Source organism: Kitasatospora sp. NPDC056531 (assembly GCF_042794375.1).
GTDB lineage: Bacteria > Actinomycetota > Actinomycetes > Streptomycetales > Streptomycetaceae > Kitasatospora.
Map to the genome: position 1 here is coordinate 92,099 of NZ_JBHTTU010000023.1, position 15,780 is coordinate 107,878.

At 72.2% G+C, this 15,780-nt stretch carries 16 protein-coding genes; 12 read left to right on the plus strand and 4 right to left on the minus strand.

Annotated features, from left to right (window positions below):
• Positions 1 to 351: 351 nt before the first annotated feature.
• The 9 genes from ACFQ87_RS20985 to ACFQ87_RS21025 all read left to right on the plus strand — a co-directional run bounded on the left by ACFQ87_RS20985 (position 352) and on the right by ACFQ87_RS21025 (position 7,422).
• Positions 352 to 1,395, plus strand: a complete 1,044-nt coding sequence (locus ACFQ87_RS20985) for a hypothetical protein (RefSeq protein ID WP_380612292.1) — start codon at positions 352 to 354, stop codon at positions 1,393 to 1,395.
• A gap of 202 nt (positions 1,396 to 1,597) precedes the next feature.
• Complete coding sequence (gene abc-f / locus ACFQ87_RS20990; protein ID WP_380612293.1) at positions 1,598 to 3,196, plus strand: ribosomal protection-like ABC-F family protein; 1,599 nt, start codon at positions 1,598 to 1,600, stop codon at positions 3,194 to 3,196.
• Positions 3,197 to 3,523: 327 nt separating this feature from the next.
• On the plus strand, positions 3,524 to 3,757 hold the full coding sequence (locus ACFQ87_RS20995) for a helix-turn-helix domain-containing protein (protein ID WP_188300454.1): 234 nt from the start codon (positions 3,524 to 3,526) through the stop codon (positions 3,755 to 3,757).
• Between the two features lie 230 nt (positions 3,758 to 3,987).
• Positions 3,988 to 4,794, plus strand: a complete 807-nt coding sequence (locus ACFQ87_RS21000) for an enoyl-CoA hydratase/isomerase family protein (protein ID WP_380612294.1) — start codon at positions 3,988 to 3,990, stop codon at positions 4,792 to 4,794.
• A 216-nt stretch (positions 4,795 to 5,010) separates the two neighbouring features.
• On the plus strand, positions 5,011 to 5,553 hold the full coding sequence (locus ACFQ87_RS21005) for an Asp23/Gls24 family envelope stress response protein (RefSeq protein WP_380612295.1): 543 nt from the start codon (positions 5,011 to 5,013) through the stop codon (positions 5,551 to 5,553).
• Between the two features lie 54 nt (positions 5,554 to 5,607).
• On the plus strand, positions 5,608 to 5,799 hold the full coding sequence (locus ACFQ87_RS21010; protein WP_380612296.1) for a hypothetical protein: 192 nt from the start codon (positions 5,608 to 5,610) through the stop codon (positions 5,797 to 5,799).
• The gene (locus ACFQ87_RS21015) at positions 5,799 to 6,143 is read left to right on the plus strand and encodes a hypothetical protein (protein ID WP_380612297.1); all 345 of its coding nucleotides are present in this window, start codon (positions 5,799 to 5,801) and stop codon (positions 6,141 to 6,143) included. The genes ACFQ87_RS21010 and ACFQ87_RS21015 overlap by 1 nt, the downstream gene beginning before the upstream one ends.
• Positions 6,140 to 6,778, plus strand: a complete 639-nt coding sequence (locus ACFQ87_RS21020; RefSeq protein WP_380612298.1) for a DUF6286 domain-containing protein — start codon at positions 6,140 to 6,142, stop codon at positions 6,776 to 6,778. Before ACFQ87_RS21015 ends, ACFQ87_RS21020 begins: the two co-directional genes overlap by 4 nt.
• Entirely contained in the window at positions 6,775 to 7,422 is a 648-nt protein-coding gene (locus tag ACFQ87_RS21025) for an alkaline shock response membrane anchor protein AmaP (RefSeq protein WP_380612299.1), read from the plus strand. Before ACFQ87_RS21020 ends, ACFQ87_RS21025 begins: the two co-directional genes overlap by 4 nt.
• Positions 7,423 to 7,445: 23 nt before the next feature.
• Here the strand turns inward: ACFQ87_RS21025 and ACFQ87_RS21030 are convergent, their stop codons facing one another.
• The gene (locus tag ACFQ87_RS21030; RefSeq protein WP_380612300.1) at positions 7,446 to 8,207 is read right to left on the minus strand and encodes an SDR family oxidoreductase; all 762 of its coding nucleotides are present in this window, start codon (positions 8,205 to 8,207) and stop codon (positions 7,446 to 7,448) included.
• Positions 8,208 to 8,311: 104 nt separating this feature from the next.
• On the opposite strand from ACFQ87_RS21030, the gene ACFQ87_RS21035 reads away from it, so the two are divergent.
• Entirely contained in the window at positions 8,312 to 8,719 is a 408-nt protein-coding gene (locus tag ACFQ87_RS21035; RefSeq protein WP_380612301.1) for a MerR family transcriptional regulator, read from the plus strand.
• Between the two features lie 3 nt (positions 8,720 to 8,722).
• Positions 8,723 to 9,055 carry a thioredoxin gene (trxA, locus tag ACFQ87_RS21040; protein ID WP_360265142.1) on the plus strand — a complete coding sequence of 111 codons (333 nt, stop codon included), beginning with the start codon at positions 8,723 to 8,725 and terminating at the stop codon, positions 9,053 to 9,055.
• Here trxA and ACFQ87_RS21045 read toward each other — a convergent pair.
• The gene (locus ACFQ87_RS21045) at positions 9,052 to 9,855 is read right to left on the minus strand and encodes an SURF1 family protein (RefSeq protein WP_380612302.1); all 804 of its coding nucleotides are present in this window, start codon (positions 9,853 to 9,855) and stop codon (positions 9,052 to 9,054) included. The genes trxA and ACFQ87_RS21045 overlap by 4 nt on opposite strands.
• Before the next feature lie 31 nt (positions 9,856 to 9,886).
• Positions 9,887 to 10,882 carry a DEDDh family exonuclease gene (locus ACFQ87_RS21050; RefSeq protein WP_380612303.1) on the minus strand — a complete coding sequence of 332 codons (996 nt, stop codon included), beginning with the start codon at positions 10,880 to 10,882 and terminating at the stop codon, positions 9,887 to 9,889.
• Between the two features lie 145 nt (positions 10,883 to 11,027).
• On the opposite strand from ACFQ87_RS21050, the gene ACFQ87_RS21055 reads away from it, so the two are divergent.
• Complete coding sequence (locus tag ACFQ87_RS21055; RefSeq protein ID WP_380612304.1) at positions 11,028 to 12,071, plus strand: zinc-dependent alcohol dehydrogenase family protein; 1,044 nt, start codon at positions 11,028 to 11,030, stop codon at positions 12,069 to 12,071.
• 96 nt (positions 12,072 to 12,167) lie between these two features.
• Here ACFQ87_RS21055 and ACFQ87_RS21060 read toward each other — a convergent pair whose 3' ends face one another.
• On the minus strand, positions 12,168 to 15,338 hold the full coding sequence (locus ACFQ87_RS21060; RefSeq protein ID WP_380612305.1) for a hypothetical protein: 3,171 nt from the start codon (positions 15,336 to 15,338) through the stop codon (positions 12,168 to 12,170).
• Positions 15,339 to 15,780: the final 442 nt, after the last annotated feature.

Here is a 15,780-nt window from a genome sequence, read left to right on the forward strand (position 1 = left end):
CGTCGCGAGCGGGGCGGACGGTGACGACGGGGACGGACCGTGGCGTCACGCTCGCCGACAGTAGGGACGCCGGAGGGAAGGAAAGCCGAATGTCACCCTAAAGTGGGCGACATTCGAACGCCGTCTGCCGTAACACCCGACCGGAGGCGTCCGTGTATCAGCTCTGTAACGTTCCGACCGGGCCCGCGCGGCCTACCGCCGAGCGCCCGGCCACCCGGCCGAGGACCCGACGACGCAGGTGGGCGGGTGGGCGAACGGGACGGGCGCGCGCGGCGGGCAGTGCGGTCGACACCGTGCGCGAGCGGCGAATCCGGGCTGACTCGCCCGCCCGGTGAAAGGTACGCTCCGGCCGTGTCCTGGAAGCCGCCGCGTGTACTCACCCCCCGGTCGATCCTGCCTGCCCTGGCGGTGATGCTGGTCCTTGCGGCCGGTGCGGCGGCACACGCCAACAAGCCGGTGCCCTTCGGCGACCGGGTGGCGGGGCCGGGCGACGCCGAGGCGACCCCGGTGAACTCGCAGTCGGTCAACTCGGCCGACCTGGACCTCAAGGTGGTCGGCCCCGCACTGGAGGCCTACCACAAGACGACCGGCGAGCGGGCCTGGTCGTACCGCCGCGAGGGCGCCGAGGCGCTCTACGTGGCGATGGCCGGCGACAACGCGATCGTGGTCTGGGACGACGGCCTGGTCACCTCGGTGCGCCCGGGCGACCACGAGGTGCGCTGGCACCGCGCGGTGCCGGGCCTCGCGGACTACCTGCGCGCCGACGGCGAGCCCGGCGCCGACAAGCGCACCGAGGCCCAGCACAAGGAGACCGCCGTGCAGCGGGCGGCCGCCGCGCTGCACACCGTCCAGCGGGCCGGTTCGCCCTGGCTGGCCGTGGTGACGCCGAACCTGACCATGGGCCTGCGCGACGCCGACGGCGACCTGCGCTACAACGACCGGCCCTCCAACGGCTGCCTCTACGACCCGTTGCGCACCGTCCACACGGACTACGCGGTGCTCATCCCGCGCAGCTGTACCAACAGCAGCGGGCTGGCCGTCTCCGGCGGCATCACCGGCTACCGGCTGGACAGCAACGGCTGGGCGATGAGCACCGGCCCGGCGGCGGCGATCAAGGTGCTGGACGCCAGCCGGGTGGAGATCGCCGACGGCCCGATCGTCCCGCCCCGGGTGTTCGACACCAAGGCGGCCGCGCCCGAGACGGCCTGCGGCGCCCTGGACGCCCCGTTCGCCGCGGTCCGCCCGCAGGGCGGCTGCACCGACCCGTCGGCGAGCCCGACCGCGGACGCCCCCGCCGTCACGGCCACCCCGGCGGCCCCGGCGACCCCGGCGACCGACCAGCCGACCGCCCCAGCAGCCTCCGCGACCGATCAGCCGGCCGCGGCGCAGCAGTAGCCGAGGCGTTTCGGGTACCCCGGGGCGGTAACCCCCCTGGGGTGTTCGGCGCGGCCCGGTAGACTGGCCGTCATGGCTATCTTCTCCGGGCAATAGCGGGCGGCGGCGCCCCTTCCAGCGCGCCGACCGCCGATGAACCCCCTTCCCGCTGCCCGGGCCCGGACCCGGCCGCCCGCCCACGTCCCAGGAGTAGTTCCCAGCCATGATTTCCGCCAACGCCCTTGAGCTGCGCGCCGGTGCCCGGGTCCTGATCGAGTCCGCGAGCTTCAAGGTCGCCGCCGGCGACCGGATCGGCCTGGTCGGGCGCAACGGCGCCGGGAAGACCACGCTCACCAAGGTGCTGGCCGGCGAGGGCCTGCCGGCCGCCGGTACCGTCACCCGTTCGGGCGAGGTCGGCTACCTCCCGCAGGACCCCCGCACCGGCGACCTGGACGTCCTCGCCAAGGACCGCATCCTCTCCGCCCGCGGCCTCGACACCGTGCTGAAGAAGATGCGCGAGAACGAGGACCGGATGGCCAACGGCAAGGGCGCCACCCGGGACAACGCGATGAAGAAGTACGCCCGGCTGGAGACCGAGTTCCTCACCAAGGGCGGGTACGCCGCCGAGGCCGAGGCCGCCACCATCGCCGCCGCGCTGGGCCTGCCGGACCGCATCCTCGGCCAGCCGCTGCACACCCTCTCCGGTGGTCAGCGCCGCCGCGTCGAGCTGGCCCGGATCCTCTTCTCGGACTCCGACGTGCTGCTGCTCGACGAGCCCACCAACCACCTGGACGCCGACTCGATCGCCTGGCTGCGGGACTTCCTGAAGACCTACAAGGGCGGCTTCATCGTCATCTCGCACGACGTCGACCTGGTCGAGACGGTCGTCAACAAGGTCTTCTACCTGGACGCCAACCGGTCCGCCATCGACGTCTACAACATGGGCTGGAAGCAGTACCAGCAGCAGCGCGAGGACGACGAGAAACGCCGCAAGCGCGAGCGCGCCAACGCCGAGAAGAAGGCCGCGACGCTGAACGCGCAGGCCGACAAGATGCGAGCCAAGGCGACCAAGACGGTGGCCGCGCAGAACATGGCCCGCCGCGCCGAGAAGCTGCTCTCCGGGCTGGAGCAGGTGCGCCAGAGCGACAAGGTCGCCAAGCTGCGCTTCCCGGACCCGGCCCCCTGCGGCAAGACCCCGCTCACCGCGGCCGACCTGTCCAAGTCCTACGGCTCGCTGGAGATCTTCACCGGCGTGGACCTGGCGATCGACCGAGGCTCCCGGGTCGTCGTGCTCGGCCTCAACGGCGCCGGCAAGACCACCCTGCTGCGGATGCTGGCCGGGGTGGAGAAGCCGGACACCGGCGAGGTGATCCCGGGCCACGGCCTGAAGATCGGCTACTACGCGCAGGAGCACGAGACGCTCGACCCGGACCGCACCGTCCTGGAGAACATGCGCTCGTCCGCGCCGGACACCGACCTGGTGCAGATCCGCAAGATCCTCGGCTCGTTCCTGTTCTCCGGTGACGACGTCGACAAGCCGGCCGGGGTGCTCTCCGGTGGTGAGAAGACCCGTCTGGCGCTGGCCGCCCTGGTGGTCTCCTCCGCCAACGTGCTGCTGCTGGACGAGCCCACCAACAACCTCGACCCGGCCAGCCGCGAGGAGATCCTGAGCGCGCTGCGCGAGTTCAGCGGCGCGGTCGTGCTGGTCACCCACGACGAGGGCGCGGTCGACGCGCTCCAGCCGGAGCGGATCATCCTGCTGCCGGACGGGGTGGAGGACCTCTGGAGTCCGGCCTACGCCGATCTCGTCAACCTGGCCTGACCGGAAGTAGACGCCGCATCCGCTTTTCGGACCAGAAAATCTAGTCCTCTCGGCGTGTCCGGGAATGAAGTAGACCCGGATTCCGTTTAAGGACTTCCCGTCGGCCCGCCACTCGATCGTGGTCGGGCCGACGCTGCTGATCAGCCCTTTCACGGCGAACGGCGGCATCCACCCGGGGGCGTGCACTCTGTGTGAGCGCCCTGATGCGCTCGGATCACCACCGCAGGACCACGCATTTGCGACATCGACCTTGTCGAATGGGTGGCCAGGACGCGGTGGATGGGTGATCATGGGAATCTGACCGAGCAACGCTACGAGGAGGCACGGGTGGCCGAGACTCTGAAAAAGGGCAGCCGGGTGACCGGTGCCGCGCGTGAGAAGCTCGCGGCCGATCTCAAGAAGAAGTACGACTCCGGGGCGAGCATTCGCGCTCTCGCGGAGGAGACCGGTCGTTCGTACGGCTTCGTGCACCGGATGCTGAGCGAGTCCGGAGTGATCCTCCGGGGCCGCGGTGGTGCCACGCGGGGCAAGAGCAAGGCGACTGCTGGGGCCGGTTCCTGACGGTCCATCAGCTCATGGCTGGATGACGCGGCGGCACGGCGCCGACCGAGGAGACGACGGCTGACCGCAGCCGGGTGTCCGCCCTCGGGTCGAGTGGGCCGGCCGCCGATCGTCATGTCCGGATCCCGGGCCCTCCCGCCCGCTCCGATCTTTCCGGGCCGGGGCCCTGCCCGTCCGCGCCCAGGTTTGTTACTCTCCGGTAGCCAAGTCCCTCGCCACCGGAGGTCCGCATGACCGCCCCCGCCACCGAACCGCAGGCCCCGAGCTGGGAGCGGGACGGCGTCCGCCTGGAGATCGACGGCGAACTCGCCGTCGTCACCCTCTGTCAGCCCAAGCGACGCAACGCCCAGTCGCCCGCGCTCTGGCGCGCCCTCGCCGCTGCCGGGCGCGAACTGCCCGGCAGCGTCCGGGTGGTGCTGCTGCGCGCGGAGGGCGTCTCCTTCTCCGCCGGGCTGGACCGGGCCATGTTCACGGCCGAGGGCATCCCCGGCGAGCCCACCTTCCTCCAGCTCGCGGGCTCCACCGACAAGGAGCTGGACGACACCATCGCCTCGTACCAGGAGGCCTTCACCTGGTGGCGCCGCGCCGACCTGGTCTCCATCGCCGTGGTCCAGGGCCACGCCGTCGGCGCGGGCTTCCAGCTCGCCCTCGGCTGCGACCTGCGGGTGGTCGCCGAGGACGTGCAGTTCGCGATGAAGGAGACCTCGCTCGGCCTCGTCCCGGACCTCGCCGGGACCAAGCCGCTGGTCGAACTCGTCGGCTACGCCCGGGCGCTGGAGATCTGCGCGACCGGCCGCTGGGTCGGCGCGGAGGAGGCCGCCGCGATCGGGCTGGCCAACCTGGCCGTCCCCGGTGCCGAGCTGGACGCCGCCGCCCGCGACCTCGCCGCCGCCCTGCTGGCCGCGCCGCGCGGTGCCGTGATCGAGACCAAGGCGCTGCTGCAGGGGGCCGTCGGGCGCTCCTTCGAGGAGCAGCGGTCCGCCGAACGGGTGGCGCAGGCGCGCCGGCTGCGGGAGCTGGCCGGGATCGGCGACTGAGTCCATAGGCCGTTCGCGCGAGGGCCCGGCCCGGGGAACACCCGGGGCCGGGCCTTCGGTGTTCCCCGGGCGGCTTCCGTAGTCCTTCCGGACTGCTCCCGGACTGCTCCCGGACTGCCCCTGGAGGCGCTCCCGGCGGGCGGGGAACGTGGCGAAATGTCAGAGTTGTGGAGGTTTGCGATATAGCTGGAGCCGTACGACGGGAGATGCGCCCCCATGCCTGACACTCCGACGCCCGCGACCCTGCACAAGACCCCCGGCAACGCCCCCACTCCCACCCCCGGCCCGCCTGGTGCCAAGCCCGGCCCCGGTACGGGCGGCGGCGGGGACGGCGGCCGGCCGGTCGGCGAGCGCGGCCGGACGGCGCTGGCCGTCGGGGTGGTCGAGAAGATCGCCGGGATGGCCGCCCGGGAGGCCCCCGGCATCCACGCCCTGGGCTCCGGGCTGGCCCGCACCTTCGGCGCGATGGTGGACCGGGTGCCCGGCGGCAAGTCCAGCATCGGACGCGGGATCAAGGCGGAGGTCGGCGAGAAGCAGACCGCGATCGACATCGCCCTGGTGGTCGAGTACGGCGTGGTGATCCCCGAACTGGCCCGCCAGGTGCGGGAGAACATCATCGCCGCGGTGGAACGGATGACCGGCCTGGAGGTCGTCGAGGTCAACATCTCGGTCAACGACGTCCACCTCCCGGACGAACCGGAGTTCGAGGAGGAAGAGGAGCCGGTGACGGCTCCGGGGCAGCGGCCCAGGCTCAAGTAGCACCCGGCCGCAGGGTCGGCCGAGGGTGTTCGGCGGAGGACGAGGGAGTAGCGGATGAACCTGGCCATGGTCGGCCTCGTGGTGGGCATGGCCCTCGGCTTCGCCGGGTACTTCGGCGGGTTCGCGGCGTTCCTGCTGGTGGCGGCGCTCGGGCTGATCGGCTTCGTGGCCGGGCGGTTGCTTGAGGGTGACATCGAGCTGGGCGACCTCGGGGACCTGCTCCGCGGTCGCGGCCGGCGGCGTTGATGCGGGCCCCCGGGGCCGCCGCTGCCGCCCCGGCCCGGCGGGGGCGGCTGCGGGTCGCGGACCGCGTCTACGCCCGGATCGCCGACCAGGCCGTGCGGGAGGTGCTCGCGGAGGTCTGGGCCGGGCGCTCGGTGAAGGGGGCGCCGCCCCACGTGTCGGTGGCGGTACCGGGCAGCACGGTGAGGGTTCGGGTGGCGGTCGAGCTGCCGTTTCCGGCGGACCTCGCGGGGCTGGCCCGGGGGCTGCGGGAGCGGGTAGGGGCACAGGTGGCCGGGCTGACCGGGACCAGGGTGTCCGAAGTGGTCGTCGTAGTGGAGAAGTTGGTCACCGGGGGAGCCTGGTGAGCGGCGCCGAGCCCGGTGAGTCCTCGTGTGCCGGGGAGAAGGTGCCCCGGCTGCGGGCGACCCGGGCCGGGGCGGCGGCGCTGGTCGCCACCGCGGTGCTGGTGGTGGCGGGGGCGCTGCTGTACGACGTGATCGCGGTGCGGGCCGGGCAGCCGGCCAAGCGGTGGCGGGCGCAGATCGCGGACGAGCTGGCGACGCGTCACCTGGACGACCTGTGGGTGCTGGTGGGGGCCGGGGTCGCGACCCTGCTGGGCGGGTGGCTGCTGTGGCTGGCCGTCGCGCCCGGCCTGCGGCGGTGGCTGGTGCTGCGGCCGTACGGGGGGACGAGCGCGGCCATCGACAAGGGCGGGATCGGGCACCTGCTGGCCGACCGGGCGGCGGGTCTGCACGGCATCGACCACCTGCGGATCCGGGTGGGGCGACGGAGGATCCGGGTGGTGGTGAGCGGGCCGACCGACCCGGCGGCGGTCCAGCGGCAACTGCGGGAGGAGCTGGGGCGGGTGGGGCTGGCACGGCCGTTGCGGCTGGACGTTCGGACCCTGGGGAGCCGGGTGGCCGACGGGGCCGCTCACGGGGCGCCGGGTGGGAGCGCTGGTAGGGATCCCGGTGGGACGGGGGAGGGGGCGGAGGGGTGACTCGTACGGTCGTCAACCGGGTGCTGTTGGGGGCGGTGGGGGTCGTGCTGCTGGGGGTCGGGGTGCTGGTGCTGGCGGGCGGGCTGGACCTGTACCGGCGGTTGGGTGTCGACCCGCCGAGCTGGTGGCCGCTGACCTCGCCGGACCAGCCGGTGGTCAGTGCGCGTTCGCGGACGCGGTGGGTCGGGTCCTCCTGGTGGTGGCCGACGGTGATCGGGGGGCTGTCGGTGCTGGTGGTGGGGATGGCGTGGTGGGTGGTGGCGCAGCTGCGGCGGACCGGGCTGTCCAGCATCGCGGTGTCGACGCCGGGGGTGGGCGGGCTGCGGCTGCGGGTGAACGCGCGGGCGCTGGAGGAGGCGCTGGAGAACGGGACGGTGGTGCTGCCGGAGGTCGAGCGGGCGGGGGTGCGGCTGGTGCGGGCGCCGCGGCATCCGCGGCTGCGCGGGGCCGTACGGCTGACGCCGGGTGGGGATCCGGTGGGGCTGGTGGAGCACTTCGAGGACGGGCCCCGGGCGGACGCCCTGGGGAGCCTGGGGTTGGCGGAGCTGCCGGCCGACCTGCGGATCCGGGTGTTGCAGCAGGCCCCCGTCGAGCGTCGGCGCTGGTGGGGTCGGCGTCGGCGGGGGCATCCGCGGGTGGTGTAGGCGGGTGGTGTGGGCGGGGCGTTCTAGAGGGAGCGGAGTGCGCCGCCGTCGACGGGGACCATGATGCCGGTCAGGTAGGAGGCGGCGGGGGAGAGCAGGAAGGCGGCGACCTTGCCGAACTCCTCGGGGGTGCCGTAGCGGCCGAGCGGGATGCCGGCGCTGTGCTGGGCACGGGCGGCGGCCGGGTCGGGGGCGAGGGAGTCGAGCTCGCGGACCCGGTCGGTGTCGATCCGGGCGGGGAGCAGGCCGAGCACCCGGATGCCGCGGGGGCCGAGTTCGTCGGCGAGGGCCTTGGCGGCCATGGCCAGGCCCGGGCGCAGGCCGTTGGAGATGCCCAGGCCGGGGATCGGCTGGCGGACCGAGCTGGAGAGCACGAAGCCGATCACGCCGCCGTCGTGGAGGGCGGCGGCGGTGGTGCGGGCGATCCGGAGGGCGCCGAGGAAGACGGATTCGAAGGCGTCGCGCCAGGCGGACTCGGGGGTGGTCTCGACCGGGCCGGCCTGGGGGCCGCCGACGCTGATCAGGACGCCGTCGAGACGGCCGAAGCGGTCCTGGGCCTCGGCGATCAGACGCTCGGCGGTGTCGGGGGAGGAATTGTCGGCGACCAGGCCGTGGGCGGTGCCGAGGGTGTTCAGTTCGGTGACGGCGGCGTCGACGGCCTGCTGGGTGCGGCCGCTGATGAGGACGCGGGCGCCGTCGGCGGCGAGTTCGCGGGCGGCGGCGAGGCCGAGGCCTCGGGTGGCGCCGGTGACGATGTAGGCCTTGTCCTTGAGTCCTAGATCCATGGGGACATCTTGCCCGGTGTGGGGATGGGCCCGGGTGCTGGCTGGCGTTGACGTCGGGGGCAAGGTTTACGGTCGTTGCGGCTGTACGGGAGGGGTGGTTCGGCGTGCGGATCGGGGAGTTGGCGGAGCGGGCGGGGACGACCACGCGGGCGTTGCGGTACTACGAGCAGTTGGGGTTGTTGCCGGCTCGGCGGGCGGGCAACGGGTACCGGGCGTACGACGAGGGGGATCTGCGGCTGTTGCGGGAGATCCGGATGCTGCAGGACTTCGGGTTCGGGTTGGAGGAGACCCGGCCGTTCGTGGAGTGTCTGCGGGCGGGGCACCCGGAGGGGGATTCGTGTCCGGCTTCGCTGGAGGTGTACCGGCGGAAGCTGGCCGAGTTGGACGACTGCATCGCGAGGTTGCGGGACGTCCGGCAGCAGGTGGCCGGGCAGTTCGAGCGGGCGGTGCGGGCGCGGGACGAGCTCGCGGTTTCTGAGCAGCCGCCACTGTGTGAACTGACGAAGGAGTAGGCGATGGTGGAGATCGCGGGTGTGCCGGCGGTGACGGACGAGACGTTCGCCGCGGAGGTGTTGGCGGCGGAGGGGCCGGTGCTGGTGGACTTCACGGCGGACTGGTGCCCGCCGTGCCGGATGATGGCGCCGGTGCTGGCGGACGTCGCGCGGGAGGAGGCGCACCGGCTGCGGGTGGTGAGTGTCGATGTCGACAGGAATCCCCGTACGCAGGCGGCGTACGGGGTGCTGTCGATGCCGACGCTGATGGTGTTCCGGGGTGGGCAGCCGGTGCGGTCGGTGGTGGGGGCGCGGGCGAAGGCGCGGCTGTTGCGGGAGTTGGAGGACGTGCTCTAGGCCGGGAGGGCGTCGAGGGGGACCTCGGGTTCGGCGGCCTGCTTGGCGCGGTCCTTGGCTTCGCGGCGGATGAGGATCCAGACGCCGACCGGGATCATCGCGGTGAACAGCCACCACTGGATGGCGTAGGCCATGTGCGGGCCGATGTCGGAGTGGTTGGGCTCGGGGATCAGCTCGGGCTGGTCGGTCGGGGCCGGAGTGGTGCCGGTGAGTTCGAGGTAGCCGCCGAGCAGGGTGGTGCCGGTCTCCTTCGACTGCTGCTCGGTGTTGATCAGGTTGAACTGGCGGGCGGGCAGGCCGGCCCGGTCCTTGACGAAACCGCCGCTGCTGCCGGCGGTCTCGTCGGAGCGCAGGCGGCCGGTGAGGGTGACCTCGCCGGTGGGGGCGGCCGGGACGGGCGGGTACTCGGTGGCGCCGTCGCCGGAGGGGACCCAGCCGCGGTTGACCAGGACGGTGCCCTTGCCGTCGGAGAGCTTCAGCGGGGTGACGACGAAGTAGCCGATGGTCCCGTTGGAGTCGGTCCGCTTGCGGACCACGAACTCGTGCGCCGGGTCGTACTGCCCGGTGGCCGTCACCGCGCGCCAGGTGAGGTCGGTGGGCACCGCGGTGCCGGGGGTCGGCGACAGGGTGTCGAAGGGCTCGGGCGAGGCGGTGAGGGCCTTGCCGATCAGCTCGTTCCGGGCCACCCGCGCCTCGTGGCGGTGCAGCTGCCAGAAGCCCAGCTTGATCGTCGCGGGGATCAGCAGCAGCGCGATCAACATGGTGATCAGCCACTGCCGGGTCAGCAGAAAACGGTACACATGGGAACCGTACGCCGACCTCACAACGGGCTCACGCACCGGGGTGCGGGGCGACCTCGCGCAGCAGCTGGAGGTAGGCGTCCTCGCCGACCACCGGGGTGCCGACCTCACGGGCCTTGCGGGCCTTGCCGCTCCAGCTGGTCGGCTCGTTGGTGACCAGCAGGCTGGTGAGCCGGCTCACCGAGGTGGCGATGTGCAGGCCGGCCTCGACGGTGCGGTCCTCCAGTACCTCGCGGTCGGTGGCGGTGTCGCCGGTGAAGGCCACCCGCATGCCCTGGACCAGGGGCTTGCCGTCCTCCCAGCGCCCCGGGTTGGGGTACGGGCAGGGCGGGCGCTTCTTGGCCTGGCGGTACTGGGAGCCGGTCCAGTTGGCGCGACCGGGGGTGACGGGCTCGTCCTCGCCGAGGTCGGTGACCGCGACGCAGGTCTGCAGCGGCAGTGCGAGGCCGGAGCTGCGGGCCAGGTGCAGGCTGGGGCGGAAGGCCTCGGCGAGCACCCGGGCGTCGTCCAGGGCGTTGTGGGCGTGGCGCTGCTGGACGCCGAAGTGGGCGGCGAGCGAGGCGAGCTTGCCGTTGGGCAGGGGCAGGCGCAGGTCGCGGGAGAGGACCATGGTGCACAGCCGCTGCTCGACCGGGGCGCGGCGGCCGGCCCGGGAGAACTCGCGGGAGATCATGTTCCAGTCGAAGAGCGCGTTGTGGGCGACCAGGACCCGGTTCTCCAGGCGGGTGGCGAACTCGTCGGCGATCTCGGGGAAGGTCGGGGCGCAGGAGAGCAGCTCGGCGGTGAGGCCGTGGATCCACACCGGGCCCGGGTCCCGCTCGGGGTTGACCAGGGTGTACCAGTGGTCGGTGACCTCGCCGTCCGGGTCCAGCTGGTAGACACCCGCCGAGATGACGCGGTCGGAGCGGCCGAGACCGGTGGTCTCGACGTCGACGACCGCGAAGCCCTCGGCGGGGGCGGCGGAGCGCTGGGCGGGGACCGGGGCGGTCCGCGGCGCGCCGTACGTCTCGGGCTGGATCGGTTGCATGGTCCAACAGGATAAGGGGCGCGGCGGTCGGGGCCGGTCGGAATGTTGTGACCGGGGAGCCGGAATAGAGTGGTCGGCGGGGGTGTCGTACACCTGGTCGAGATCGTTTCCGGCCCGCGGGCCGGGTTTGTGTGAGGAACAACGCATGCGTGCCACCGTGATCCACGGACCCAAGGACATCCGGATCGAGAAGGTACCGGACCCGGTGATCCAGCACCCGACGGACGTCGTGGTCCGGGTGCTGAACGCCTGCATCTGCGGCAGCGACCTGTGGGCCTACCGCGGGGTGGCGGAGCGGGTGGCCGGGCAGCGGATCGGGCACGAGTTCCTGGGCGTGGTCGAGGAGGTCGGCGCCGAGGTGCGCGGCTTCGGCAAGGGCGATCTCGTGGTGGCGCCCTTCGTCTGGTCGGACGGGGTCTGTGAGTTCTGCCAGGAGGGGCTGCAGACCTCCTGCCCGCACGGCGGGTTCTGGGGGCAGGTCGGTTCGGACGGCGGCCAGGGCGAGGCGGTGCGGGTTCCGTTCGCGGACGGGACGCTGGTGAAGCTGCCGAAGGAGGCGGCGGGCGACGAGAAGCTGCTGCCGGGGCTGCTGGCGCTGTCCGACGTGATGTCCACCGGGCACCACGCGGCGGTCTCGGCGCGGGTGCGTCCGGGGGCGACGGTCGCGGTGGTCGGTGACGGCGCGGTGGGCCTGTGCGGCGTGCTGGCGGCGCACCGGCTGGGCGCGGGCCGGATCATCGCGCTGGGTCGCCACCCCGCCCGGACCGAGCTGGCCCGCCGCTTCGGGGCGACCGACGTGGTGGCCGAGCGCGGTGACGCCGCTGTCGAGGCGGTGAAGGAGCTGACCGGCGGCTTGGGCGCGCACGCGGTGCTGGAGGCGGTCGGCACCGAGGAGTCGATGCGGACGGCGATCTCGATCGCCCGGGACGGCGGCGCGGTCGGTTACGTGGGCGTGCCGCACGGCGGCAGTGCGGGCGTCGACATCGGCCAGATGTTCGGCCGAAACGTTTCGCTGAACGGCGGCGTCGCGCCGGCCCGCGCGTACATCCCCGAGCTGCTGCCGGACGTGCTCTCCGGGGCCATCGAGCCCGGGCTCGTGTTCGACCGCACGGTCGACCTCGACGGCGTGCCGGACGGCTACCGGGCGATGGACGACCGCTCGGCGCTGAAGGTCCGGATCGCGTTCTGACGCGCTGACGCGCTGGTCTCACGGCACTGGCCTGTGCCGCCCCCTTTGACGGGGTGCGGCACAGGCCAGTGTTCGTTGGTGCTCGGGTTACCGGGGTCAGACGTAGTAGCCGAAGACGTCGGCGATGAGGTGGGTGGTGTTCCAGGAGCCGTTGAAGAACATCACGCGTCCGTCGGCATCGAGGGGGACCACGACCAGGTTGGGAGTGGTGACGCCGGGTGCGGTCCAGTTGAGGTTGCTGGAGGTCGGCTGCGGCGAGGTCGACGACCAGAGGGTCAGGTGCCCGGGGCCGTCGGTCTCGGTGGCGGTCACGTTGATGACGACGGCCTTCGCGCCGGCCGGGACGTTGGCGCGGCCGGTGACCTGGAGCCCGAAGACACCTCGGCCCGGCACCTTGTCGGTGGTGGGCCAGCCGATGGCGGAGCGGGTGTCGAGGATGCGGTCAGGGCTGACGGGCGTGTAGGTCGAGGCGCTGGCGCCGTCCGAGTAGTAGCCGAGGACATCGGTGATGAGGTGGGTGGTGTTCCAGGAGCCGTTGAAGAGGTTGACGGTGCCGTCGGGGCCGAGGGGGACGATGACCAGGTTGGGGGTGGTGACTCCGCTGGTGGTCCAGTTGAGGTTGCTGGAGGTGGGTTGCGGGGAGCCGCTGGCCCAGGCGGTGAGGTGGCCGGGGCCGTCGGTCTCGGTCGCGGTGACGTTGAGCACGGCGGCCTTGGCGCCCTGCGGGACGCCGGAGTGTCCGGTGACCTGGAGGTTGACGGTGCTACGGCCGGGGACCTTGTCGGTGGTGGGCCGGCCGATGGCGGAGCGGGTGTCGAGGATCCGGTCCGGGCCGACGGGTGTGTAGGTCGAGCCGCTGTCCGAGTAGTAGCCGAAGACGTCGGCGATGAGGTGGGTGGTGTTCCAGGAGCCGTTGAAGAGGTTGACGGTGCCGTCGGGGCCGAGGGGGACGACGACGAGGTTGGGGGTGGTGACTCCGCTGGTGGTCCAGTTGAGGTTGCTGGAGGTGGGTCGCGGGGAGCCGCCGGCCCAGGCGATGAGGTGCCCGGGGCCGTCGGTCTCGGTCGCGGTGACGTTGAGCACGGCGGCCTTGGCGCCCTGCGGGACGCCGGAGTGCCCGGTGACCTGGAGGTTGACGGTGGCGCGGCCGGGAACCTTGTCGGTGGTGGGCTGGCCGATGGCGGAGCGGGTGTCGAGGATCCGGTCAGGGCTGACAGCGGTGTACCTGGTGCCCGGCGCGATGACCGAGACCAGGTGGAGGTTCTGGTACTTGTCGGCGTAGACCAGGCCGCCGCCGAATCGGTCGGCGCTCCACTGGGTGCCGAAGGGGTTGGCAAAGGAAAGCTGGGTATTGACGGTGCTGGTCACCGGGATACCGGTGTGGAAGTCCACCACGGTGCTCAGACCGTTGCCGCTGGCGGGGTACACGAGGAAGCCGTTGCCCATTCCTGCGGCCAGCGTCGGAACCTCGATGGGACGGCTCGTGCCGTCAGGGCGCAGCAGTCCGGCCGACTTGATCGTGTCGAACGAGCAACTCCAGTAGAGCCACCCGCCGGCGGACCGCAGTTCGCTGATTCGGCAGGCCTTGCCGGTCTGCAGAGTCCGGGACTGCTGGGTCGCCAGATCCAGGACGACGAGCTCGCCGGGCTTGGCGCCAACCGTGATGAGCTGACCGTTGTCGATCGTGCCGGTGGCGGTGGAAGCCGTCGCCACGGGGGTGCCTGGGGTGGGGCCGTCGATGTCCAGCACGGCCAGCGAGTTCTGCGGGTAGGACGAGGTGTCCAGCAGGACGTACCGCCCGTACGCCTCGACGATCCCCTGGTGGAGGGGGGTCTTGTCGAGGGGGATCTCCCGGGTCTGCTCGCCCTGGCGAACGGTCATGCCGTTGCTGGAGAGGTGCACGACCCGACCGTCGCCGGTCCCGCTCATGGCCGTGCAACTATTGCTGCCGCCACAGCTGATGTGGCTGTCGACGAAGCCGGCCTTGCCCAGGGAACGGCGGGCCGAGATGGTCGGCGTGGAGCCGAGCGTGACCTGGCGTCCGTAGAAACCGTTCCCGAGGGAATTACCGCTCTCGGCGCTGATCAGGGTGTTGGCGGACAGACTAAGGCTGTCTAGGTTGTACGCCGCCGGGGCCACCTTGTACTTCGTCGCAACGGTGGTGGGCGCCGTGCCGGCGGTGGCCGTGACCTTGCGGACCGTCCAGTCGGCGGCGGTGTCGCCGCCCTCCACGACGGCCGTGCCGTCGGGGTCCTGGGCGATGGTCGCCGAGGCGTGCGAGAGCACCACGACGGGGTCGCCGCCCCCGATCGGGGTGGCCGTCAGTTCCCGTTGGACCGGGACCGCTGAGTCGTGGTTGTCGTAACCGGCCCGCTTGATGGTCAGCACCCAGTCACCGGAGAGTCCGAGCGCGGCCGGCTGATCGTTGTAGCTGACCGGGATGGTCTTCTCGGGGGCGTTCAGGTCGGCCCGGGAGAAGATGTGGATCTTGCAGTCGCCGCCGAGCCAGGCGATGTGCGTGGGGTCCATCGCCGCCGCCGGACTCTGGCATCCCTGGGGCATCCGGGGCGAGGGGAGGGGCGGCGAGACCCGGAGTGCGCCGGTGTGGGTGTCGGCCAGGGCTATCCGGTAGCCGTCGTTGACGAACAGTCCGAACGCGGCCTCGCGCGCGTCCCCACCCAGTGGCTCGGTCGAGCCCGGATTCAGGCCGGCGTCCGCCCAGTTGGTGATGGGTACGACGGACGTGCCGCCGTTGCCGTCGGGGCGGAGGAAACGCTTCGGTGTGGCGCTCGTGTTGAGGTCTTCGGTGAGTACGGCGTCACCGTAGACGCCCCGGATCCATGCCGTCTCCGGGCCGTTCAGCGTGGTGGCCGTCCCGGTGGCCATGTCCTGGAGCTTCCACGTCTTGCCGGGCTGACGAGGGTCGGCGTCGACCGTGAAGTCCGAACCGGCCCCGTGCAGGCCGGGGTCGGGCCTGCCGACGTCGTAGGGGCCCACCACCGAGGTGGCGCCGGTGTCGTACGTGGTCCAGGCGAAGGTGTCGTCCTGGGTGGTGTGCAGGAAGCCCTTGGCGCCGGCGGCGAGCAGCGTCTCGGTCCGGGGCTGGGGCAAGGGTTCGCCGGGGACGACGACTTCGGGCAGGGCGGTCGGGTCGGCAGTGGTGCCCGTCGGGGCGGCGGAGGCGGTGGGGAGCGGGCCGGTGAGGGTGAGTGCGGATGCCAGGAGGGGCAGCGCGAGGAGGCGGGCGGTCGTGGATCTGCGGGTCATGGCGTGTGGAGTTCCCCCTTGTGAGCGGCGCGCCCATTCCGTCGCTCCCGTCCGAGAACTGACGGATCGGTGGGGAACGTGATGGCAGCCGCACAAATGATGAGACTTCATGAAGATCACATGAGCGGCTGGAGGTTACCACCGTCAGACGGCAACGCGGACAGGGGCCGGTTGTGTGCGGTGGGGTCGCGTTACGCCGTAGGAGTGAGGAGACGGCACTGGCCTGTGCCCCCCTTGACGGGGTGCGGCACAGGCCAGTGTTCGTTGGTGCTGGGGTCAGACGTAGTAGCCGAAGACGTCGGCGATGAGGTGGGTGGTGTTCCAGGAGCCGTTGAAGAGGTTGACGGTGCCGTCGGGGCCGAGGGGGACGACGACGAGGTTGGGGGTGGTGACTCCGCTGGTGGTCCAGTTGAGGTTGCTGGAGGTGGGCTGCGGGGAGCCG

What these genes read in the sequence shown, in the direction of transcription:
- abc-f (WP_380612293.1), top strand. Translation starts at nt 1,598, where the DNA reads ATGATTTCCGCCAACGCCCTTGAGCTGCGCGCCGGTGCCCGGGTCCTG.
- ACFQ87_RS21000 (WP_380612294.1), top strand. Translation starts at nt 3,988, where the DNA reads ATGACCGCCCCCGCCACCGAACCGCAGGCCCCGAGCTGGGAGCGGGAC.
- ACFQ87_RS21005 (WP_380612295.1), top strand. Translation starts at nt 5,011, where the DNA reads ATGCCTGACACTCCGACGCCCGCGACCCTGCACAAGACCCCCGGCAAC.
- ACFQ87_RS21010 (WP_380612296.1), top strand. Translation starts at nt 5,608, where the DNA reads ATGAACCTGGCCATGGTCGGCCTCGTGGTGGGCATGGCCCTCGGCTTC.
- ACFQ87_RS21015 (WP_380612297.1), top strand. Translation starts at nt 5,799, where the DNA reads ATGCGGGCCCCCGGGGCCGCCGCTGCCGCCCCGGCCCGGCGGGGGCGG.
- ACFQ87_RS21030 (WP_380612300.1), bottom strand. Translation starts at nt 8,207, where the DNA reads ATGGATCTAGGACTCAAGGACAAGGCCTACATCGTCACCGGCGCCACC.
- trxA (WP_360265142.1), top strand. Translation starts at nt 8,723, where the DNA reads ATGGTGGAGATCGCGGGTGTGCCGGCGGTGACGGACGAGACGTTCGCC.
- ACFQ87_RS21050 (WP_380612303.1), bottom strand. Translation starts at nt 10,882, where the DNA reads ATGCAACCGATCCAGCCCGAGACGTACGGCGCGCCGCGGACCGCCCCG.
- ACFQ87_RS21055 (WP_380612304.1), top strand. Translation starts at nt 11,028, where the DNA reads ATGCGTGCCACCGTGATCCACGGACCCAAGGACATCCGGATCGAGAAG.
- ACFQ87_RS21060 (WP_380612305.1), bottom strand. Translation starts at nt 15,338, where the DNA reads ATGACCCGCAGATCCACGACCGCCCGCCTCCTCGCGCTGCCCCTCCTG.